A 20,648-nucleotide genomic window follows, 5' to 3' on the forward strand; every position below is an offset into this window, starting at 1 on the left:
GGGAACTTTGGCCGTCCTGTCCAAACAGCGCGTCCCCATATCTGGGAAATACCCGATAAATGCCGAATGGGCGTGGATTCCCGAAGGAACCCACGCCCATTCACAAGCGTGAAGTGACAAGACCCGAAGGTCTCAGATCACCAGGAGCTCTTGCGAACTCCGGGAAGCTCGCCGGCGTGTGCCATCTCGCGCAAGCAGATTCGGCACAGGCCGAACTTGCGGAACACAGCGTGCGGGCGACCGCAGCGCTGGCAGCGGGTGTAGGCGCGAACCGCGAACTTGGGCTTCTTGTTGGCCTTGTTGACCAATGCCTTCTTAGCCATGCGCTCAGTTCTCCTTGAACGGGAAGCCGAGGTGCTTGAGCAGTGCACGGCCTTCTTCGTTGTTGGTTGCGGTGGTCACGACGGTGATGTCCATACCGCGGGGGCGATCGATCTTGTCCACGTCGATCTCATGGAACATCGACTGCTCGTTGAGGCCGAACGTGTAGTTGCCGTTGCCGTCGAACTGGTTGCCCGAGAGACCGCGGAAGTCGCGGATACGGGGCAGCGCGACAGACACGAGGCGGTCCAGGAACTCCCACATACGGTCTCCACGGAGGGTGACGCGTGCGCCGATGGGCATGCCTTCGCGAAGCTTGAACTGCGCGATGGACTTACGTGCCTTACGGATCTCGGGCTTCTGGCCCGTGATGAGAGACAAGTCGTGGACAGCGCCGTTGATCAGCTTGGCGTCACGGGCAGCGTCGCCGACGCCCATGTTGACGACAACCTTGACAACACCGGGGATCTGCATGACGTTGGCGTAGTCGAACTCGCTGTTGAGCGCGTCCTTGATCTCAGCGCGGTAGCGTGCCTTGAGGCGCGGCTGGACCTTGTTTTCGGTGGAGGTCATGTCAGATGTCCTTCCCGTTCTTCCGGGAAACCCGAACGCGCTTGCCGGTCTCTTCATCGGTGCGGTAGCCCACGCGAGTGGGGTTTCCGTCCGAGTCGACGACTGCAACGTTGGATACGTGGATCGGAGCTTCCTGCGTGACGATGCCGCCGGAGGATGCTCCGCGCTCGTTCGCGGAAACCGCGGTGTGCTTCTTGATTCGGTTCACGCCTTCGACGAGGACCTTGTCGGTCGCGGGGAAAGCCTGAATGACCTTGCCCTTCGCGCCCTTGTCCTTACCGGCGATGACCAGAACGGTGTCACCCTTGTGCACCTTCATCACAGCACCTCCGGGGCGAGCGAAACGATCTTCATGAACTTCTTCTCGCGCAGCTCACGGCCGACGGGTCCGAAGATGCGGGTTCCACGGGGATCGCTGTCAGCCTTGATGAGCACTGCTGCGTTCTCGTCGAACTTGATGTAGGAACCGTCCGGACGACGGCGCTCCTTGGTCGTGCGAACGATGACGGCCTTGACGACCTCACCCTTCTTGATGTTTCCACCGGGGATTGCGTCCTTGACGGTGGCGACGATGACGTCACCGATCCCGGCGTAGCGACGTGACGAACCGCCGAGAACGCGGATGCAAAGGATTTCCTTGGCACCCGTGTTATCAGCGACGCGAACTCGCGACTCCTGCTGAATCACTTGATCTCCCTAGACCTGGAATTTCGTGCGCAACGGATTACCGACCCGGTGCGCGCGGTCATTGTTGCCACCTGCGTCGTGTCTGAGCTGCTGCCCCACCGAAGTTCATCGATGAAGGCGATCACTGCAAGCACCGGTCGAGCTGCGCACGTGAAGACACACCTCTGCCACAGGCAACCGTTCTATTGTAGGGAAGGGTTCACCGATTACCAAATCAGCGCACCTTGCCCACCATCTGCATTCCTGACCGAAAGCCGAATGGCCCACTCCCCCAACGGGAAGCGGGCCATTCGGTTGTGCTCGATCAGCTCGAGATCACGATCAGGCTTACTTGGCCTTTTCGAGGACCTCGACCAGACGCCAGTGCTTCGTCGCGGACAGCGGACGGGTTTCCATCAGCTGAACGCGGTCGCCGACGCCGGCAACGCCGTTCTCGTCATGCGCCTTCACCTTGGTCGTACGGCGGATGATCTTGCCGTAGAGCTTGTGCTTGACGCGGTCTTCGAGCTCGACCACGATCGTCTTTTCCATCTTGTCGGAAACTACGTATCCGACACGGACCTTACGGCTCGCGCGCTCTTCTGTGCTCACTGCTTTTTCCTCACTCATGCCGCGTCACCTGCATCCGGACCCACAGCGAGTCCGAGCTCACGCTCACGCAGGACGGTGTAGATGCGCGCGATCTCGTGACGAACGGTGCGCAGTCGTCGGTTGTTGTCCATCTGGCCTGTGGCCATCTGGAAACGAAGGTTGAAAAGTTCTTCCTTCGCTTCGCGGAGCCGGGTGACCAGCTCGTCTTCACTGAGCTCGCGGAGCTCTGCTGCTGGGGTTCCAGTAGCCATCAGAACTGCTCCTCTCTGGTCACGATCCGGCACTTGCACGGGAGCTTGTGCATCGCGCGGCGCAGGGCCTCACGAGCGATCTCCTCGTTGGGGTATGTCATCTCGAACAGAACGCGTCCGGGCTTGACGTTGGCAATCCACCACTCGGGCGAACCCTTACCGGAACCCATTCGGGTTTCGGCCGGCTTCTTCGTGAGGGGGCGATCCGGGAAGATGTTGATCCAGATCTTGCCGCCACGCTTGATGTGCCGAGTCATGGCGATACGAGCGGACTCGATCTGCCGGTTGGTGATGTAGGCAGGCTCGAGAGCCTGGATGCCGTAGTCACCGAATGTCACCTGGGTACCGCCCTTGGCGGCACCCGAACGGCTCGGGTGGTGCTGCTTGCGGTGCTTGACCCGCCTAGGGATCAACATGCGTCAGCCCTCCTGATTCTGATCAGTTGCGGGAGCATCGGCGGTTGCGGTCGCTGCGCGGCCGGCCTCGGTGCTAGTCGCGGTGGTGCCGGTTGCGCCGGAACGACGGGGACGGCTCGGACGCTCGCGGCGCGGGCGATCCCCGGCCGGAGCGGCGGCGGTGGCTGCGAGCTCACGCTTGCCGCCAACGATGTCGCCCTTGTAGATCCAGACCTTGACGCCGATGCGACCGAAGGTGGTCTTGGCCTCGTAGAGGCCGTAGTCGATGTCCGCACGAAGCGTGTGCAGCGGCACACGGCCTTCGCGGTAGAACTCCGACCGGGACATCTCGGCGCCGCCGAGACGACCGGAGCACTGAACGCGAATTCCCTTGACGTTCGGCTGACGCATGGCCGACTGAATGGCCTTGCGCATTGCACGACGGAAAGCAACGCGGTTCGAGAGCTGCTCGGCCACACCCTGTGCGACGAGCTGTGCTTCAGCTTCTGCGTTCTTGACCTCGAGGATGTTCAGCTGAACCTGCTTGCCGGTCAGCTTCTCGAGCTCGGAACGGATGCGATCGGCTTCGGCGCCGCGGCGGCCGATGACGATGCCCGGACGTGCCGTGTGGATGTCCACGCGAACACGGTCACGGGTGCGCTCGATCTCGACCTTCGCGATTCCCGCGCGCTCCATGCCGGTGGCGAGGAGCTTACGGATCGCGACGTCTTCCTTGACGTACTCCGCGTACTGCTTGTCTGCGTACCAGCGAGACTTCCAGTCGGTGGTGATGCCGAGACGGAAGCCGTGCGGGTTGATTTTCTGGCCCACTACTGAGCACTTCCCTTCCGGCGATTACGGGTCGATGTTCCGGACTTCGGCAGGCTCTCCACGATCACGGTGATGTGACTGGTGCGCTTGCGAATACGGAACGCACGTCCCTGTGCACGCGGCTGGAACCGCTTGAGGGTCGCGCCCTCGTCCACGAACGCCGTCGCAACGACAAGCGTGCTCGGGTCGAGGTCGAGGTTGTTCTCGGCGTTGGCTGCTGCGGAGGCGATCACCTTGGCGACCGGCTCGCTCGCTGCCTGCGGCGCGAACTTCAGAATGTTCAGGGCGTCTTCAACCGAGCGCCCGCGGACCAGGTCCACAACACGACGTGCCTTCATCGGTGTAACGCGCACGTGGCGCGCTACTGCCTTGGCAGTCGGGTTGGCGGTTTCGGTGTTGCTCATCGCCTCTTCGCCTTCCGATCATCCTTGATGTGACCCTTGAACGTACGGGTCGGTGCAAACTCTCCGAGCTTGTGTCCGACCATGGAGTCGGAAACGAACACGGGGACATGCTTACGGCCGTCGTGAACCGCAAACGTGTGGCCGATGAAGTCCGGGATGATGGTCGAACGACGGGACCAGGTCTTGATGACCTGCTTGGTTCCCTTTTCGTTCTGTACATCCACCTTCGCGAGGAGGTGGTCATCGACGAACGGGCCCTTCTTAAGGCTGCGTGGCATCCTTCACTCCCTCCTAGCGCTTGTTCTTGCCGGTACGGCGGCGACGAACAATCATCTTGTCGCTTGCCTTGTTCTTGCGGGTACGGCCTTCCGGCTTACCCCACGGGCTGACCGGGTGGCGACCACCGGAGGTCTTGCCCTCGCCGCCACCATGCGGGTGGTCGACCGGGTTCATCACGACACCACGAACGGTCGGGCGCTTGCCCTTCCAACGCATACGGCCGGCCTTGCCCCAGTTGATGTTCGACTGCTCGGCGTTGCCGACCTCGCCGACGGATGCGCGGCAGCGCACGTCGACGCGACGGATTTCACCGGACGGCATACGCAGCGTGGCGTAGGAGCCTTCCTTACCGAGGAGCTGGATGCTGGCACCTGCGGAACGGGCCATCTTGGCTCCGCCGCCGGGACGCAGTTCCACACCGTGGATGGTGGTACCTGTCGGGATGTTGCGCAGCGGCAGGTTGTTGCCCGGCTTGATGTCGGCGCCTGCACCGGACTCGATCGGTGAACCCTGCACCAGACCCTTGGGGGCGATGATGTAGCGCTTCTCACCGTCTGCGTAATGCAGGAGTGCGATGTTTGCTGTGCGGTTGGGGTCGTACTCGATGTGAGCGACCTTGGCCGGGATTCCGTCCTTGTCGTTGCGACGGAAATCGATCAGTCGGTAGGCGCGCTTGTGCCCGCCGCCCTTGTGACGGGTGGTGATACGACCGTGTGCGTTACGGCCACCACGGCCGTGCAGCGGGCGAACCAGCGACTTCTCGGGGGTCGACCGAGTGATCTCGGCGAAGTCCGAGACGCTCGAGCCACGACGGCCCGGTGTTGTCGGCTTGTACTTACGGATTGCCATGAGTCTTCTCGTCCTCTATGTCTCGTCAAGTCCCGGCGCTTACGCGACCGGTCCTCCGAAGATCTCGATGGGCTTGCTGTCGGCGGCGAGAGTCACGAGAGCGCGCTTGGTGTTCTTGCGCTTTCCGTAACCGAACTTCGTCCGCTTACGCTTGCCCTGACGGTTGGCGGTGTTGACGCTGGTCACAGTGACACCGAAGACCTTCTCGACGGCAATCTTGATCTGCGTCTTGTTCGAGTCCGGGTGCACCAGGAAGGTGTAGGTGCCTTCCTCGATAAGTCCGTAGGACTTCTCGGAGATGACCGGTGCCAGCAGGATGTCGCGGGGGTCAGCGATGGTCGTCACTTGGCCTCCTCCTTGTTCTCTTCCTGGGCGGTCTCGGCGGGCCCGTGGATGAACGCGTTGAGCGCCTCGACGCTGAACACGACGTCATCCGCATTGAGCACGTCGTAGGTGTTGAGCTGGTCGGGTGCAATGGGATGCACGCCTTCCAGGTTCTGCACGCTCTTCCAAGCGGCTACATCCTGGCGACCCACGACGAGCAGCAGCTTCTTGCGATCCGAGATCTCGCCGAGGAACGCGATTGCGTTCTTGGTCGAAGGCGTCTGCCCTGCAACCAGTTCGGTGATGACGTGGATGCGCTCGTTGCGTGCGCGGTCAGAGAGGGCTCCGCGGAGAGCGGCTGCCTTCATCTTCTTGGGGGTGCGCTGGCTGTAGTCACGCGGCTGCGGGCCGTGAACGGTTCCGCCACCGACGAACTGAGGTGCGCGAGTCGAGCCCTGGCGTGCGCGGCCGGTGCCCTTCTGGCGGTACGGCTTCTTGCCACCGCCGCGGACTTCACCGCGGGTCTTGGTGGAGTGGGTTCCCTGACGAGCAGCGGCGAGCTGCGCGACGACAACCTGATGCAGAAGCGCGATGTTGGCCGGAGCGTCGAAGATCTCAGCGGGGAGATCGACGGTGCCGTTGGTCTTGCCGCCGGCGACCTTGACGTCCAGGGTCAACTTGGTCTCGGTGCTGGTCATGCTCGTGCACCACCCTTCACTGCACTCTTGACGATCACGAGGCCGCCCTTGCGGCCGGGGATCGCACCCTTGATCAGCAGCAGGCCGTTCTCGGCATCCACCTTGTGGACCGAGAGGTTCTGCGTCGTGATGCGGTCGCTACCCATGCGTCCGGACATGCGCATGCCCTTGAACACGCGGCCGGGAGTTGCACAGCCGCCGATGGAGCCGGGGCGACGGTGAACGGCCTGGGTACCGTGCGATGCACCCTGTCCCTTGAAGCCGTGACGCTTCATGGTTCCGGCGAATCCCTTACCCTTGCTGGTTCCGGTGACGTCGACGAATGCGCCGTCCTCGAAGACCTCAGCGGTGAGTTCCTGGCCGACCTCGTAGTCGGAGGCATCCGCAACGCGGAACTCGACGACGTGGCGACGCGGGGTCACACCAGCCTTGGCGAACTGACCGGAAACCGGCTTGTTCACCTTGCGCGGGTCGATTGCGCCGAACGCGAGCTGAACAGCCGTGTAGCCGTCACGCTCTTCGGTACGAATCTGGGTTACGACGTTCGGCCCAGCCTTGACGACGGTGACCGGGACAACCCGGTTGTTCTCGTCGAAGACCTGGGTCATGCCGAGCTTGGTGCCCAGGATTCCCTTGATCTTGGTATCAGTCATTGTTTTTGTCTCCGCCGTCACTGAATGTTCACGTCGACACTGGCCGGAAGGTCGATGCGCATAAGCGCGTCAACCGTCTTCGGCGTCGGGTCGAGAATGTCGATCAGCCGCTTGTGAGTACGCATCTCGAAGTGCTCGCGCGAGTCCTTGTACTTGTGCGGCGAGCGGATGACGCAATATACGTTCTTCTCGGTCGGCAACGGCACAGGTCCAACGACGCGGGCACCCGTACGGGTTACCGTCTCGACGATCTTGCGCGCTGACGCGTCGATCGCCTCGTGGTCGTAGGCCTTGAGCCTGATGCGGATCTTTTGTCCCGCCACGCTTAGTGTCCTTTTCTTGCCGCGTTTCGTAGCCCACCTGGTCAGGCTCGAGCTACCTCGTCTGCACAGTCCTTGCCTGGACGATGACACGACGAACACTTAAGCGATCGGGACGCATCCAGATCCGCTGCCGCTGTTCGTTTGTCATTGTTCTCCGGTACACGCGGTCGGGCGTGTCGCTCTCTCACTCATCCTGCGCCGATGATCTTTCGACCATCTGGCGCTTGATGTGTACCGGACGTGTTCGAAGTCGAACACAAAGTAGGTACTGCTTCCGTCTTGCTTTACATCTCGTCTTACTTGGCCACGATCATCGGCGGGTTACCCCAACACGCTGTTCGTGACGTCTTCACCCTTGACTGCTCTTGGCCGCAAGCGACCCAGTCCCAGACAAGGCAACCCGACTAGTATGCCGTAGGCGTCCGAATTACTCAACTCCGGGTGCTCACGTTCTGATCGTGATGTGGGCGACAACGATCTTACTCCCAAGTAAGATCGCGTCATGACTTCGAGTACGAGTACCGCGACTCCCACCTATCGCGCCTGGCAGAAGCTTCCGGACAACACCTTCGGTCAGGCAGTCTTCTCACTTGCCATGTCGGTGCGCGTTCCCTACTTCGCGTCCATTCTCCCCCGCGTCACAACCTTGGAACCAGGCCTGTGCGAGGTGCGAGCCCCGAAGTGGTGGGGCGTACACAACCATCTCGGCACTTTCCACGCGATAGCGGCCTGCAACCTCGCCGAGGTCGCAATGGGGATGTTGTGCGAGGCTACCGTTCCCGGCACCCACCGGTGGATTCCGAAATCGATGAACGTCGAGTACCTGGCCAAGGCCGAAACCGGCCTGCGCGCCGTGGCACAACTTTCACCCATGCCGGATTTCAGCGCTATCGCCGCCGGCACCGAGTTGGTCGTGCCGATCACGATCGTCGATCGCGCCGGCCAGGAAGTCGTCCGCGCCGAAATCACCACCTGGGTGACAAAGAAGTAACAACTAGTACGAATACATTTGGGCAACAGGACGATTCACGATCATCGACATCGTCCACGACACCGAGAGGTGGCCTTCGCAGGAACGAATGTCCAGGGTTTCGAGTCGCCGGATTGGTGGAACACCTTCCCGAACGGCGATGATCGGTCGGGGTACCGGTGGCCGGCGCCAGCTGAACGCGTCGGTCACGGGTAGGCGTCGCCTCCGACAGCGCAGCAGCAGGAGGCACCGTGGCAGACTTCCAGCACTCGACCGGCACCGACGCGCACGGGGAGATCCCGCAGACCCACGACCGTAATCCCGGCGACGACCTGGAGAAATTCCGGCGCCAACTCGACGCCATCGACGCCACCCTGCTCGAGACCGTGCGTGAACGACTCCTGTTATGCCTGCAGATCGGCGAGTGGAAGCGGACGAGTCACGTTCCGATGATGCAGCCATCTCGCGTCCATGTCGTGCAGGAACGCGCGCGTCAATTCGCCCGCCAGCACAACCTGTCACCTGAGTTCTTCAGCTCCCTCTACGAGCTCCTGATCGCGGAAACATGCCGCCTCGAGGACCTGGTGATCGACGGGCCGGAAGCCAACGTGGAAAATGTGCGGGAATCAGTCGGCCCGAGATCAGGATTAACGAGATGAGTTCCCGCACGCTCCTCGTGGACAATTACGACTCGTTCACGTACAACCTTTTCACCCTCTTGACCAAGGTCAACGGCGTGGTGCCCACCGTGGTGACCAACGACGCCGAGTGGGAATCCCTCGATCTCGCCGAGTTCGACAACGTGGTGATCTCACCCGGGCCAGGTCGACCGGATCGGAAACGGGATTTCGGGATCAGCCGCAGGTTCATCGAGGAAGGTCCGCTCCCCCTTCTCGGTGTGTGCCTCGGACATCAAGGACTGTGTCAGCTGCTCGGCGCTGATGTCGTACTCGCGCCGGCACCCATGCACGGGCGGATTTCTCTTGTCGATCACGACGGGTCCGGAGTATTTGCCGGCCTGCCCTCTCCGTTCCGTGCAGTCCGCTACCACTCACTGGCCGTCGAGAATCTTCCCGACGAGTTCGTTCGGACGGCATGGACGCCGGATGGCGTGATCATGGGAGTGCGGCATCGGACGAAGCCGATGTGGGGAGTTCAGTTCCATCCCGAGTCGATCAGCACCGAATTCGGAGTGGAACTGCTCACGAACTTCCGCGATCTGTCGGTCGGCCGAACTCTCGAGTCCGTGATGCGCCCGGATCCAACTCCCCGGGCACCAAGTTTGCGGCCCGCGTCGTCGTACCAGGTCGACAAGGTTCAGCTCGATTTTGCCGTGGATCCGTCCGCCGCATACGCCGCTCTCTTCGCCGAAGGACCCAACGCTTACTGGCTCGATCGAGCCGCCACGTCGGAACCCGATGCGCGGTTCACGATCATGGGCGACTCTTCCGGCCCGTTGGCGGAGTTCATCACCTACGACGTAGACACCGGAGTTCTCACCGTGACGCGAAAGGGGCTGCCTGACGAGCACATTCACGTCCCGTTTTTCGACTATCTCGACGGACAACTCGCGACGCGCTACATTCCCGCAGATCCGGAACTGGACTTCAACCTCGGATATGTCGGCTACCTCGGATACGAATTGAAGGCGCAGACCGGTGGTCACCGTGCACACTCGTCCGAGGCGCCCGACGCGGCAATGGTTTTCGCGGATCGTGCGATTGTCATCGATCACACCGCCGGCCGAACCCATGTATTGCGACTACGTGAAACGCCGGTACGTGAAACACAGCAGGCAGACGATCGTGACGATTGGCTCGCGCATGCCGTCAACGTCCTTGCCGCAGTCGGCGCCGCTGACGAGGAGCGAATTCCGGTTCCCCTGATCAGCGAAACCGTTTGGGCACAAGCACGTTTGCGTCACGACCGGGCTCGGTACCTGTCGTTGATCGAGGACGCGCTCGAACAGATCCGCGTCGGTGAATCGTACGAGGTGTGCCTGACCAATATGGCCGCTGTCGACGGGGCAATCGACTCCCTGCGCACATTCGAGTATCTGCGCGCAATCAACCCCACTCCCTACAGCGCACTGCTCGATTTCACCGGAATTGCGGTCATCTCAGCGTCTCCGGAACGATTCCTACGAGTCGATTCCAACGGCAAGGTGGAGAGCAAACCGATCAAAGGCACTCGCCCCCGTGGCGTCACTCGGGCGCGGGACGCGGCACTGCGGCAAGACCTCCTCGACAGTGAGAAGGACCGAGCAGAGAATCTGATGATCGTTGATCTCACCCGAAACGACCTGGCGAAAGTCTGCGTTCCGGGAAGCGTCCACGTGCCACGTTTGTTCGGGATCGAATCGTATTCATCCGTTCACCAGATGGTCTCGACGGTGCGCGGAATGTTGCGCGGCGACTCGTCAGCGGTCGACTGCGTTCGAGCGGCGTTTCCCGGCGGATCGATGACGGGCGCACCCAAAGTGCGCACGATGGAAATCATCGACCGACTCGAATCAGGTCCTCGCGGAGTGTATTCCGGCTCGATCGGATACTTTGCGCTCGGCGGCGCTGCCGATCTGTCGATCGTTATCCGCTCCCTGGTTTCGACGTCTTCCGGAGTGAGCTTCGGTATCGGCGGCGCTATCACCGCGCTGTCGGACGCGGAGGAGGAATTCGACGAGACAACGGTCAAGGCGTCGACGATGCTCCGCGCACTCGATGTAGCTCCGAGCCACCAGAAGGGCATAGGAAGGTAGCCCACGATGCCGGCGCAGGGTGATGTGATCGTAGTGGGTGGCGCCGGCGCGGTGGGATCCATGTTCGTCGATCTCCTGCGCGACGACGGCAGATCCGTGACGGTTCTGGACCGGACGCGCGGCAGCGATCTCGTCGGCGACATCTCCTGCCCCGACGGGCCGGTACTGGGCGCCCTCGAGCAGGCGGAACTGATTGTCCTGGCCGTAGCCGAGCAAACCGCACTCGCAGCATTGCCGACACTGACGCGTGCCGCACGCGCCGACACGCTGATCGTCGACACCTTGTCGGTCAAATCCCGCATTGCCGTTGCCGTCGAGGAATCCGGTCGCGCCGGTGAATTCCTCGGACTCAACCCGATGTTCCGGCCTTCCCTCGGCCCGCGTGGTCGTGCTGTCATCGCGGTTCCCTACGTCGACGGCCCCCGGTGTCGCGAATTCCTCGACGAGGTCAGATCATGGGGTGCGTCGACGCCTGTCATGGATCCGGACCGTCATGATCGGCTGGCCGCTGCCACCCAGGCCCTGACCCATGCTTCGGTGTTGGCTTTCGGTCTGGCGTTGACGGAACTCGACGTGGCACCGGAGCTCGCCCTCGATGTCGGACCGCCGCCCCATCGAACACTCTCCGCATTGCTTGCCCGAATCGTCACGGGCGAGCCCGAGGTGTACTGGGATGTTCAATCGGGCAATCCCTATGCCGCGACTGCGCGCAAAGCGTTGACTGCTGCGGCTGCCCGGTTGGAGGCGGCAACAGGAAATTTCGACGACTTTTCGGATCTCGTAGCGTCGGCGGCCGGTGCGCTGGGTAATCAGACGGAGGAACTGAACGAGGTCGCCGCGACGCTCTTCGAGGACCTCGGCTCCCACGAAGCCGAGCGCAACCGAGAGTAGGAGGGACCAATGCACAATCGAGTGGCACCACCTGCGCTTCCCGGCTTCGACGCCGAGGATCCCGTCGAGAGCGCAATCGTGCGCCGACTTGCCGAGAACTGGCCTCGTCGCGCCGCCGTCAAGAAGCCCGAACCTGATCTGGACGATCTCTTCGACCACACAAAACTCGACTATCCGGACTCGTTGCTGCCGTTTGCCCAGCACCCTCTGTACGTGGCTCTCACGCCGCAGCAGCAAGAACGACTCCGCGCGTGGGCCTGGATTGCTTTCAACAAGAACGTCATGGATATCGAGCGGTCCGTGGTGAATCCCGGGTTCGAGCTACTCGCGGTGGACGCGTTCGATGTCGGGTTCGCCGATTCCGTCGCGGTCGCTGTCAATCAGGCCATGGTCGACGAGCAATACCACACGCTGATGCATCTGAACGCGAGTTCCTCGACCCGTCGCGGACGGGGATGGTCGCTGCCGACGAAGTCTCTCCCGGACGTTCTGACTGTGCGTGCTCGCGCGCAAGCACTGTCGGAATGCTCCGATGAGCGTTCCCACGCAGTGGTCGCACTGGCATATATGACCGTCGCCGAGATCTCGATCAGCTCGTACCTGGACGTGATCATCGACGGTGAGGACATTCAGCCGGTCAATCGTGCGACGGTCCGACTTCACAATCGCGACGAACTTTGTCACGCGTCGATCGCCGACGCTCTGGCTGTCTCAGTGTTCGACACTCTCGACTCGGATGAGCGTCGACGGTTCGTCGACGGCGCGGCTGACGCGATGGCAGCATTTGCCGGCAATGATTTCGGCGCGTGGCGGGCGATCATGGATACCGAGGGCATCGCCGGCGGTCACCGGATGATCGACGACGTCGAGCACTCTCCCGAATCCGGCTTACTCGTGCAGGACTTCAGTGGGATCAAAAAATTGTACGACGCGCTCGGTGTCGACCGCCCTCTACCGTAGGGATCCTTCCTTCAGGCCTCGACCGGCATCTGACGGGCGGCGGGCCTGAAGAACAGTCGCTTCACGGACATTGCGTCGGTGTTCTTGTCGTACATGCGATATGCGGGCCACAGAACCGTGTGAAGTATCGAACTACGGAAAATCATGAAGCGAAGTCGACGGTTCATTGCGCCGTGGTGTTTCAGTGTTGCGATAGACGCTTTGTTGTAGGACAGAAACTCGATCGGACCGGTTTCCCCGCGGCGCCCGGACACTTCTGCTCGCATGGCAAGGTTCTGGACTATTTTCATGCCATTTCCGAGAAGGCAGTACGACAGATCGACGTCTTCGTGGAAATCCTTGCGATCACTGACCGATCCCTGCACGGACAGCCAAGCAGATTTTCTGATCGCCATATTCGACCCGGTCAGGGAAGGCGCATCTTTGAGGCCACCGAGATTTCCGAGATTGTCCTGCTTTGCAACTGCGTTGCGCTGCGCGGTTGCGAACGGCGATTCGTAGAACAACGAGAATCCGGTGACGGCATCGAATTCCCGATCCGTGAACAGATCATGTATTTCGCGAGCCCAGCCAGGTAGTACCCGGGTATCGGCATCCACTCTGCCGATCAATTCTCCCTGCACTGAATTGAATCCCAGATTTCGGGCAAAAACAACACCTTGCCGAGTTTCCACTAAATAGCGAATCTTCGGCGACCGCCGTTCGAATTCTTTGATTATCTCAGCTGTTCCGTCGGTCGAGTTGTTGTCCACAACCACTATCTCGGAAATATCGTCGCCTTGTTCCAACAAGGATTCCAGGCATTCCGAAAGATATTCTTTTTCGTTGTACACCGGAACAACAACCGACAACTGGACGCCCATGGACGGCACGCTATCACCACGCACGATATTCGACCGATGCGGTCAGGTATCCGACACGGAGCAACCGAGTGTGCGATGGCACACAAATTAGTCCTGGCCCAACTGCGTGCTTGCTTGCCTTATCCAGGCAAAGCGACCGAATCACCCCGTCTGAGGCCAAAGTTGCACGTGTCACCTCCGGTAACATGCTCAGTGCGTTCGGAGATAGACAACCAAGGTTCCCGCAATCCGTGTGGGTCATCCGCGGCTGCGCCCTCCGGCCTCACCACAAGCCGGATCGGCACAACCAGGCCACCCAAAGGTAGCCCCACCACATCCATGTAGACAGCGGAGAATTGATGCCCTTTCCCACGGACGCGGCTGTAGTCGTGGAGGACGTTCACAAGTCCTTCAAAGATGTCCACGCTCTGCGCGGTATCAACTTCCAGGCCCCCAAAGGATCGGTTCTCGGCATTCTCGGACCCAACGGTGCAGGCAAGACCACCACGGTCAAGGTGCTGTCGACCCTGATCCGCCCCGACAGCGGACGCGCGATGATCGCCGGATACGACGCGGTACGAAATGCCCCGGAAGTTCGTCGTTCGATCATGATGACGGGGCAGTTCGCGGCACTCGACAATGCACTGACCGGCCGCGAGAACATCGAACTGTTTGCACAGTTGATGGGACTGGATCGTGCGTCGGCGAAGCAGCGGGCCGCTGACCTCCTGGAGGAGTTCGACCTGGTCGAGGCCGGCGCTCGCACGGTGGCCAACTACTCGGGCGGTATGCGTCGTCGCATCGACATCGCCTGCGGGCTCGTCGTTCGTCCCGAGGTCGTATTCCTCGACGAACCGACCACCGGATTGGATCCACGCAGCCGTCAGAGCGTGTGGAATCTCGTTCAAACGCTGAAGGAACAAGGCATCACGGTTCTGCTGACTACGCAGTACCTCGAGGAAGCCGACCTTCTCAGCGACAACATCATCGTGATCGACAAGGGCTCGGTTATCGCCGAGGGAACCGCAGATCAGCTCAAGGCCCGTACGGGAGCGAGCTTCTGCGAGATCGTTCCACTGTCCGCCGAGTTGCTCGGCCCCGCGGCCAACGCTCTGGGCAACCTACTTCCGCCGGACTTCCGTTTCGATATCGCCAAGGACAACGGAAAGATCGCAATCCCGGCACCGCGCGGTTCCGCGACGCTTGCCGAAGCATTGCGCCGCCTCGATCACGCAAGAATTCCTCTTGCCGACATCGCGCTGCGGCGCCCGTCACTCGACGATGTTTTCCTCTCGTTGACCGGACGCCCTCAGGCTGCCGAACCCGGCAAGGCCGGTGAGCCTGCATGACCACTACGACCAAGTACCAAACCCCGAACCTGACGCTGCAGAAGACCGGTCGCCGTGAGATCTCGGTTCCGGCTGCCACGCGAGTGGGACGTCACCGTCGCCCGAATCCGTCGGCGCTCATGCAGTGGTGGGTTCTCACGGGTCGCACGTTGCGGGCGATGGTTCGACGCTACGAGTTGGTTATCGCCGTCATCGCTCCACTGATCTTCACTGTGGGTTTCTACCTGCCGTTGAAGTTCGTGATGCAGCTCCAAGGCATCGACTACGCGCAGTTCCTGATGCCGATCATCGTGTTGCAGGCGATGGCCTTCACGTCGATTTCGGCCGCGCAGATGTCGGCAAAAGAGAAGATCACCGGATTCAGCTCGCGCATGCAGACCATGCCGGTGTACGGACCGGTCCCCTTGCTGTCCCGGATGAGCAGCGGATTCGTCCGTTCCGTGGTGTCGTTGACGGCCGCACTCGTCTACGGACATGCGATCGGTTTTCGATTCACCGAAGGGTTTGGCCAGGCAGCGCTCTTCTGCGGCTTGGCTTTGGTGTTCAGCACCTGCTTGTCACTGGGCGCCGACGCTATCGGCTCACTCTCGAAGAGCCCGCAGGCAACCAGCCAGGCCCTTACCCTTCCCCAGCTGATCCTGGGCATGCTCTCGTGTGGGTTCGCTCCTGAGACGGGCTTTCCCGAGTGGATCCGCCCCTTCGTGCGCAATCAGCCAGTCTCACAATTCTCCTTCGCGATGCGCGATCTCGCGCACGGCGGCGTCACGTCGCACACGATGTTCCCGGTTGTGATGTGGTCGTTGGGACTGCTGGTCGTCTGCGCTCCCCTTGCCTACTGGGCAAGTACAAGGCGGGCATGATGACAAGTACCGACAGGAGCAAACTCGACCAGAGCGAGCCACGACGCGGTCGCACGCTGAACTTCCCGGAACCCAACGCCGCGTTGCCGGAAAACTCCGCGAAGGCTCTGTGGACTCACAGCCTGATCCAAGCTCGGCGGCTGCTCGTCAGTTGGGCGCGTGATCCATCCACCGCGATCCAAGCCCTGTTGTACCCGGCTCTGACGCTCATCATGTTCCGCGTTGTCCTCGGAAATTCGATCAGCGCGGCCACCGGTCAGCCGAGTATCTACGGAACTGTTCCGCTGATCATTCTGGTCGGCGCGATGTTCGGTTCCATTGCGAGTGCTGTCGGGCTACGGACCGAGAAGACCAGCGGATTGCTCAGCCGCTTCTGGACGCTGCCGGCCCACCGTGCGTCGGGGTTGGTCGGGCGCATGATCGCCGAGGCCATCCGTGTCCTTGTGACGACGATCGTGATCATCGGAGTCGGTTTCATCGCGGGTTTCCGATTCAACCAAGGCCCAGTTGCCGCGATCGGAATGCTTCTTCTGCCGATTGTCTTCGGTATCGGATTTGCCGTGATGGTGACGGCTCTCGCTACAGTGTCGGACAATCTTCCACTCGTCGAGATCGTCTCCATCGTTTGCACACTGCTGATGTTCTTCAACAGTGGTTTTGTCCCCACAATGGCGTATCCCGTCTGGTTGCAACCGGTGATCGCAGCACAACCGATGTCGGTAGCAGTGGAAGCGATGCGAGGAATGTCGCTTGGTGGGCCAGTTCTCGAACCTGTGCTCAAAACATTTGCCTGGTCCTTCGGAATGATCGCAATATTCATATATCCGGCAATTCAGGGATACCGTCGGGCTGCATCGGACTAACGCCTGAATGAAAATCGATCTACCGAGTCGGGGGCGTCCCGTAACGTATCCGACGGTCGGGTCGACATATCCAATCGGGAAGCAAAGACCGCCGCTTTTCCGACAACCGTTTCAACCGAGAGGTAAGAAGTCTTGACGCGAAACACGAAACCAGCCTGGCGTCGCGCCACACATGTCGGAGTTCTGGCAATCGCCTGCTCATTGTTCACCGCCGGTATTGCACAAGCCGCTCCCGACAACTCGGGCAATTCCGCATCCGACGTGGCCGCGAACGGTTCGTACGTCAAGTCCGTGCAGAAGATCAATGATCGGCAACTCGTCGTCAATGTCTACGCTGCGTCGATGGACAAGATGGTGCCCATTCAGGTCATCACCCCGGCCGATAATTCCGAACCACGTCCTATTCTCTACCTCTTGAACGGCGCAGGCGGTGGCGAAGACTCCGCGACCTGGCAGCGTCAGACCGACGTCGTCGACTTCTTCAGTGACAAGAACGTCAATGTCGCGACGCCGGTGGGCGGACGCCTCTCCTATTACACGGATTGGGAGCAGGACGACCCGAAGGCCGGACGCAACAAGTGGTCGACCTTCCTCGGCGAGGAACTGCCTCCACTCCTGAACAAGGAACTGGGCAGCAACGGCGAACAGGCACTGTCCGCGATCTCGATGTCCGGTACGTCTGTTCTGAACCTCGCTATCGAGCACCCCGGACTGTACAACTCGGTTGCCGCGTACAGTGGCTGCGCTCAGACCAGTGACCCGCTCGGCCAGCAGTTCGTCAGAATCACCACCGAATGGATCGGCGGAGTCGACGACGTCACCAACATGTGGGGTCCGCTCGACGGTCAGGGCTGGCGCGATCACGATCCGCTGGTCAACGCCGAAAAGCTCCGCGGAACTCCGATCTACATGAGCACCGGCAACGGTCTTCCCGGCTTCCCGAACGACACGAGCCTCAACCCTCGCATGAATGACGGACGCGCAAACCTGGAGAACCAGATCATCGTCGGCGGCGTCATCGAAGCTGCTACCAACCTGTGCACCTCCAACATGGCCAAGCGCCTGTACGAGCTGAACATTCCCGCCGTGGTCGACTTCCGCCCGACGGGCACCCACTCGTGGGGTTACTGGCAGGACGATCTCCACAAGTCGTGGCCGTTCATCGCCGGTTCGCTCGGAATCTGATTTGCCTCTGATTCACCTCGAAGGCCACCTGCTCGCGACACTCCCGTTGTGGAGTGTCCGAGCAGGTGGCCTTTGTCGTCAGATGCGGTTCCGCTTACCTGACCTGACAAAATCTCCTGATCATCCCCAGCAACACTTTCGAAGGCAACTCTTGTGAACACAGGCATTTCCCGACGTGGTTTCCTCGGCGCCGCAACGGCACTCGGAGTAGCCGGTGCCACTGCAGTTGGCGCTGCCGTACAACCTGCAGCAGCCACGCCGATTCGTTCGGCGTCTCGACACAGTCAATTGCCGGCTCCGAGCACAATTGACGCGACCGACCCTGCACTGCTCAGCGCTACCGAAGCCGCGAGTCTGCTCCAGGAAGGCATCCTTCATCCACGCGAGCTACTCGACGCGTGCTTGACACGCAGTCACGAGTACGACGGTGGAATCGGTTCATGGATCCGGATCTATCCGGAGGTCGCGTACGCTGCCGCCGAGAAGGCAGCGCAACGACTCTCGACCGCAGGGCGGACGAGCGACGGTGAAGCGCCACCACTGGTCTGTGGGTTGCCGATCGCTCTGAAAGATATGTTTGCGGTATCGGGATTACCGGTCACAGCCTCGAGTCGCGTCCTCGAAGGGAACATCGCCGCGGGTGACTCGACTGTATGGCGCCGCCTGAGTGACGCGGGCATGGTGTTGATGGGTCACGCGCACTGCGACGAGTTCGCCATCGGTGTGGCGACAGCACAAGTGGGCAACCCCTGGAATGCCGAGTACTCACCGGGTGGGTCGTCGGGCGGCAGTGCTGCAGTCCTGGCCGCCCGCTTCAGTCCGCTGGCAACTGGAACCGACACTGGCGGATCGCTCCGCTTGCCGGCAAGCGCAACGGGAATCACCTCTGTCAAGCCGACTTTCGGACGTTGCAGCACGTACGGAACGATCCCCCTCAACTGGACGCGTGACCATACCGGCCCTATGGCCCGAAGTGCGGCCGATGCGTCCTTGCTGCTCAGTTACATGGCCGGCGTCGACGTCAACGATCCAACTACGTCTGCCGGTCCCCCGGTTCCGGCTGACGGGTACCCCTTGGCAGCTCAGGGTGGACAGTCACCGCTCGCCGGCCGCCGATTCGGCATCCCCCGTAAAGGTGTCGACAAATTGCCGGCGTCGTTGGGCACACTGTTCGCCGCGTTCACCGACACCGTCGTCGCACTCGGGGGCACCCTTGTCGACGTGACGATGCCGACCTATCCGACAGGACTACTGACCGGAGATATGGCCGAGGCCGGCCATTATCACCAGCAGTTCTCCGACCGGATCGGACTGTACAAACCGGAGCGAGCACTCTTCGTCGGGCAGGCCCTTGCATCGATGGCGGTTCCAGTCGCCGACTACATGACGTTGGCGCACAACAGGCTTCGCTACCAACACGACTACAACCGCATGCTCTCCGAGCAGAATCTCGACGCCATTCTCGTACCAGGCGCCAGTGTGGACGGCAGTAAGCGTTCTGAGGTCGCGGGCATCGCACTGTTCGACGGAGTCACCGCCGACGTCGCCTGGGCCAACTACACAGGCGCTCCGGTTGTCACGACGCCGGCCGGAAGGTCGAAGGAGACCGGACTTCCGTTCGGAGTCCAACTCGGTGGTCGCATGTGGGACGAAGCCGGTCTCATTCAGATTGCGTTGGAACTCCAAGCTGCCCAGCCTTTTTGGCAGGAAGCGCCACCTCTGACCCAAAATGCCAGGCAGATACCGACGTCGGTTATTGCCCAACCTGGCCCGGGACCTGACCCGACAAACACGCAGAACGTCGGCTTCTCGTTCAGATTTGTGCCGACGTCCTCTTAACGCTCCGATCAGCTCCTGAAGAACGCCGCCAATCGTGGACCGATCAGCTCGAGCTGATCGGTTTCCATCATCGAGTGATGCGAACTCTCGACTGTTGTCTCAGTCAAAGTTCCGTTGACATAGGGCTTCCAGGCCTCGGCAAGTTCGATTGTCGAACCGACTCCCACGGTGGCGCTGAGAAGTACAGCGTCACCGTCGAAGACGCTCGGCTCGTATCCGTCGATCATCGAGGCCGCTGAGATCGCAAAATCGTACAGAGACCCGAGTTGATCGTCGGAGAGGAACGACAGGGAATCGAGTGACCGACCGAGAGCGACGATCTCTTCCCGACCCAACGCACTGAGATCCAGGGTGTCCCCGACGTCGACCCCCCATCCCGCGGCCAGTTCGGAGACGTTGTCCCGGGCCTGGTTTTCCCCGACTTCGGTAGTGCCGCGAGGATCGATCATTGCCAGCTTCACGTCGAACCCCTTCGAGCGCAATAGAACTGCACACGCGTGTCCGATGAACCCGCCGAGCGAGTAGCCGACGATGTGGAACGGGCCGCTCGGAGTCACACTCAGCATCTCGCGAACGTAGCGTTCGGCTAATGCGTCGACTGATGTGGGCAGAGGCCACGATTCCGTCATCACCGGTGCCTGCAGTCCGTAGAGCGGCGTCTGCGCGTCGAGGTGAGGAACCAGGCCGGAGGCTTTCCATGCCAGCCCGCTCATCGGGTGGATGAAGAATACCGGTACGGACGATCCAGCATCCCGGATCGGCAATAGAACATCGAGCGCCTGACTCGACGACGGCGCGCTACCACGAAGTGTGTCTTCGATTCGGGCAGAGAGGGATTCAACTGTCGATGCACCGAACAGCATGCGCACGGGGACGTCGGCGCCAACAGATGCACTCAGTTCGGACGCCAGCTTCATCGCGATGAGGGAGTTACCACCCAACTCGAAGAAATCAT

27 protein-coding genes are annotated in these 20,648 nt (G+C 61.2%); 10 read left to right on the forward strand and 17 right to left on the reverse strand.

Translation table 11 applies throughout. From position 1 onward, the window contains the following. Positions 1 to 137: 137 nt before the first annotated feature. The 15 genes from FEZ60_RS28855 to rpsJ form a co-directional block, all read right to left on the reverse strand. Complete coding sequence (locus FEZ60_RS28855; protein ID WP_033231372.1) at positions 138 to 323, reverse strand: type Z 30S ribosomal protein S14; 186 nt, start codon at positions 321 to 323, stop codon at positions 138 to 140. A 4-nt stretch (positions 324 to 327) separates the two neighbouring features. Then, positions 328 to 894, reverse strand: coding sequence for a 50S ribosomal protein L5 (gene rplE / locus FEZ60_RS28860; protein ID WP_033231373.1), 567 nt, complete (start codon positions 892 to 894; stop codon positions 328 to 330). 1 nt (position 895) lies between these two features. Then, entirely contained in the window at positions 896 to 1,213 is a 318-nt protein-coding gene (gene rplX, locus FEZ60_RS28865; RefSeq protein ID WP_033231374.1) for a 50S ribosomal protein L24, read from the reverse strand. After that, positions 1,213 to 1,581 (reverse strand): 50S ribosomal protein L14, encoded by a 369-nt coding sequence (gene rplN / locus FEZ60_RS28870; RefSeq protein ID WP_003940951.1) that lies wholly within the window; start codon positions 1,579 to 1,581, stop codon positions 1,213 to 1,215. The genes rplX and rplN overlap by 1 nt, the downstream gene beginning before the upstream one ends. Positions 1,582 to 1,908: 327 nt before the next feature. Next, on the reverse strand, positions 1,909 to 2,190 hold the full coding sequence (gene rpsQ, locus FEZ60_RS28875) for a 30S ribosomal protein S17 (RefSeq protein ID WP_003941020.1): 282 nt from the start codon (positions 2,188 to 2,190) through the stop codon (positions 1,909 to 1,911). Beyond that, entirely contained in the window at positions 2,187 to 2,423 is a 237-nt protein-coding gene (gene rpmC, locus FEZ60_RS28880) for a 50S ribosomal protein L29 (RefSeq protein ID WP_033231375.1), read from the reverse strand. The genes rpsQ and rpmC overlap by 4 nt, the downstream gene beginning before the upstream one ends. Further along, positions 2,423 to 2,839, reverse strand: a complete 417-nt coding sequence (gene rplP / locus FEZ60_RS28885) for a 50S ribosomal protein L16 (protein ID WP_003940899.1) — start codon at positions 2,837 to 2,839, stop codon at positions 2,423 to 2,425. Before rplP ends, rpmC begins: the two co-directional genes overlap by 1 nt. A 3-nt stretch (positions 2,840 to 2,842) precedes the next feature. Then, the gene (rpsC, locus tag FEZ60_RS28890; protein ID WP_033231376.1) at positions 2,843 to 3,649 is read right to left on the reverse strand and encodes a 30S ribosomal protein S3; all 807 of its coding nucleotides are present in this window, start codon (positions 3,647 to 3,649) and stop codon (positions 2,843 to 2,845) included. Continuing rightward, positions 3,649 to 4,053: a 50S ribosomal protein L22 gene (gene rplV, locus FEZ60_RS28895; protein ID WP_033231377.1), complete on the reverse strand. Its 405-nt coding sequence runs from the start codon at positions 4,051 to 4,053 to the stop codon at positions 3,649 to 3,651. Before rplV ends, rpsC begins: the two co-directional genes overlap by 1 nt. Beyond that, a complete protein-coding gene (gene rpsS, locus FEZ60_RS28900) occupies positions 4,050 to 4,331 on the reverse strand; it encodes a 30S ribosomal protein S19 (RefSeq protein ID WP_003940820.1) in 282 nt (93 codons plus the stop codon). The genes rplV and rpsS overlap by 4 nt, the downstream gene beginning before the upstream one ends. Positions 4,332 to 4,344: 13 nt before the next feature. Further along, positions 4,345 to 5,181: a 50S ribosomal protein L2 gene (rplB, locus tag FEZ60_RS28905; protein ID WP_033231378.1), complete on the reverse strand. Its 837-nt coding sequence runs from the start codon at positions 5,179 to 5,181 to the stop codon at positions 4,345 to 4,347. Positions 5,182 to 5,220: 39 nt separating this feature from the next. Further along, on the reverse strand, positions 5,221 to 5,526 hold the full coding sequence (gene rplW, locus FEZ60_RS28910; RefSeq protein WP_033231379.1) for a 50S ribosomal protein L23: 306 nt from the start codon (positions 5,524 to 5,526) through the stop codon (positions 5,221 to 5,223). Further along, positions 5,523 to 6,203: a 50S ribosomal protein L4 gene (gene rplD / locus FEZ60_RS28915; RefSeq protein ID WP_033231380.1), complete on the reverse strand. Its 681-nt coding sequence runs from the start codon at positions 6,201 to 6,203 to the stop codon at positions 5,523 to 5,525. Before rplD ends, rplW begins: the two co-directional genes overlap by 4 nt. After that, the gene (gene rplC, locus FEZ60_RS28920) at positions 6,200 to 6,856 is read right to left on the reverse strand and encodes a 50S ribosomal protein L3 (RefSeq protein ID WP_033231381.1); all 657 of its coding nucleotides are present in this window, start codon (positions 6,854 to 6,856) and stop codon (positions 6,200 to 6,202) included. The genes rplD and rplC overlap by 4 nt, the downstream gene beginning before the upstream one ends. 17 nt (positions 6,857 to 6,873) lie before the next feature. Next, the gene (gene rpsJ, locus FEZ60_RS28925; RefSeq protein ID WP_003938093.1) at positions 6,874 to 7,179 is read right to left on the reverse strand and encodes a 30S ribosomal protein S10; all 306 of its coding nucleotides are present in this window, start codon (positions 7,177 to 7,179) and stop codon (positions 6,874 to 6,876) included. A 502-nt stretch (positions 7,180 to 7,681) separates the two neighbouring features. On the opposite strand from rpsJ, the gene FEZ60_RS28930 reads away from it, so the two are divergent. The 5 genes from FEZ60_RS28930 (at position 7,682) to FEZ60_RS28950 (ending at position 12,755) form a co-directional block, all read left to right on the forward strand. Continuing rightward, on the forward strand, positions 7,682 to 8,170 hold the full coding sequence (locus tag FEZ60_RS28930) for a hotdog fold domain-containing protein (protein WP_172937681.1): 489 nt from the start codon (positions 7,682 to 7,684) through the stop codon (positions 8,168 to 8,170). A gap of 230 nt (positions 8,171 to 8,400) precedes the next feature. After that, a complete protein-coding gene (locus FEZ60_RS28935; protein WP_258956865.1) occupies positions 8,401 to 8,808 on the forward strand; it encodes a chorismate mutase family protein in 408 nt (135 codons plus the stop codon). Further along, positions 8,805 to 10,904, forward strand: coding sequence for an aminodeoxychorismate synthase component I (gene pabB, locus FEZ60_RS28940; RefSeq protein ID WP_172937682.1), 2,100 nt, complete (start codon positions 8,805 to 8,807; stop codon positions 10,902 to 10,904). Before FEZ60_RS28935 ends, pabB begins: the two co-directional genes overlap by 4 nt. Positions 10,905 to 10,910: 6 nt before the next feature. Next, positions 10,911 to 11,795, forward strand: coding sequence for a prephenate dehydrogenase dimerization domain-containing protein (locus tag FEZ60_RS28945; protein ID WP_172937683.1), 885 nt, complete (start codon positions 10,911 to 10,913; stop codon positions 11,793 to 11,795). A gap of 9 nt (positions 11,796 to 11,804) precedes the next feature. Continuing rightward, the gene (locus FEZ60_RS28950; protein WP_172937684.1) at positions 11,805 to 12,755 is read left to right on the forward strand and encodes a diiron oxygenase; all 951 of its coding nucleotides are present in this window, start codon (positions 11,805 to 11,807) and stop codon (positions 12,753 to 12,755) included. An 11-nt stretch (positions 12,756 to 12,766) separates the two neighbouring features. Here FEZ60_RS28950 and FEZ60_RS28955 read toward each other — a convergent pair whose 3' ends face one another. Further along, a complete protein-coding gene (locus FEZ60_RS28955; RefSeq protein WP_033231386.1) occupies positions 12,767 to 13,618 on the reverse strand; it encodes a glycosyltransferase family 2 protein in 852 nt (283 codons plus the stop codon). 338 nt (positions 13,619 to 13,956) lie between these two features. Here FEZ60_RS28955 and FEZ60_RS28960 point away from each other — a divergent pair, with 338 nt between their 5' ends. From FEZ60_RS28960 to FEZ60_RS28980, 5 genes are all read left to right on the forward strand, one after another. After that, positions 13,957 to 14,946: a daunorubicin resistance protein DrrA family ABC transporter ATP-binding protein gene (locus tag FEZ60_RS28960; RefSeq protein ID WP_045070838.1), complete on the forward strand. Its 990-nt coding sequence runs from the start codon at positions 13,957 to 13,959 to the stop codon at positions 14,944 to 14,946. Further along, the gene (locus tag FEZ60_RS28965; RefSeq protein WP_033231388.1) at positions 14,943 to 15,806 is read left to right on the forward strand and encodes an ABC transporter permease; all 864 of its coding nucleotides are present in this window, start codon (positions 14,943 to 14,945) and stop codon (positions 15,804 to 15,806) included. Before FEZ60_RS28960 ends, FEZ60_RS28965 begins: the two co-directional genes overlap by 4 nt. Then, a complete protein-coding gene (locus FEZ60_RS28970) occupies positions 15,806 to 16,669 on the forward strand; it encodes an ABC transporter permease (protein ID WP_033231548.1) in 864 nt (287 codons plus the stop codon). Before FEZ60_RS28965 ends, FEZ60_RS28970 begins: the two co-directional genes overlap by 1 nt. A 216-nt stretch (positions 16,670 to 16,885) precedes the next feature. Continuing rightward, on the forward strand, positions 16,886 to 17,854 hold the full coding sequence (locus tag FEZ60_RS28975) for an alpha/beta hydrolase family protein (protein WP_230589986.1): 969 nt from the start codon (positions 16,886 to 16,888) through the stop codon (positions 17,852 to 17,854). Positions 17,855 to 18,007: 153 nt separating this feature from the next. Beyond that, positions 18,008 to 19,693 (forward strand): amidase, encoded by a 1,686-nt coding sequence (locus tag FEZ60_RS28980; protein WP_092801692.1) that lies wholly within the window; start codon positions 18,008 to 18,010, stop codon positions 19,691 to 19,693. Positions 19,694 to 19,701: 8 nt separating this feature from the next. Here the strand turns inward: FEZ60_RS28980 and FEZ60_RS28985 are convergent. After that, the coding region (locus FEZ60_RS28985) for a thioesterase domain-containing protein (protein WP_172937685.1) at positions 19,702 to 20,648 on the reverse strand (947 nt) is incomplete at its 5' end.

Source organism: Rhodococcus sp. MS16, from assembly GCF_013277795.1.
Taxonomy (GTDB): Bacteria; Actinomycetota; Actinomycetes; order Mycobacteriales; family Mycobacteriaceae; genus Rhodococcus_F; species Rhodococcus_F globerula.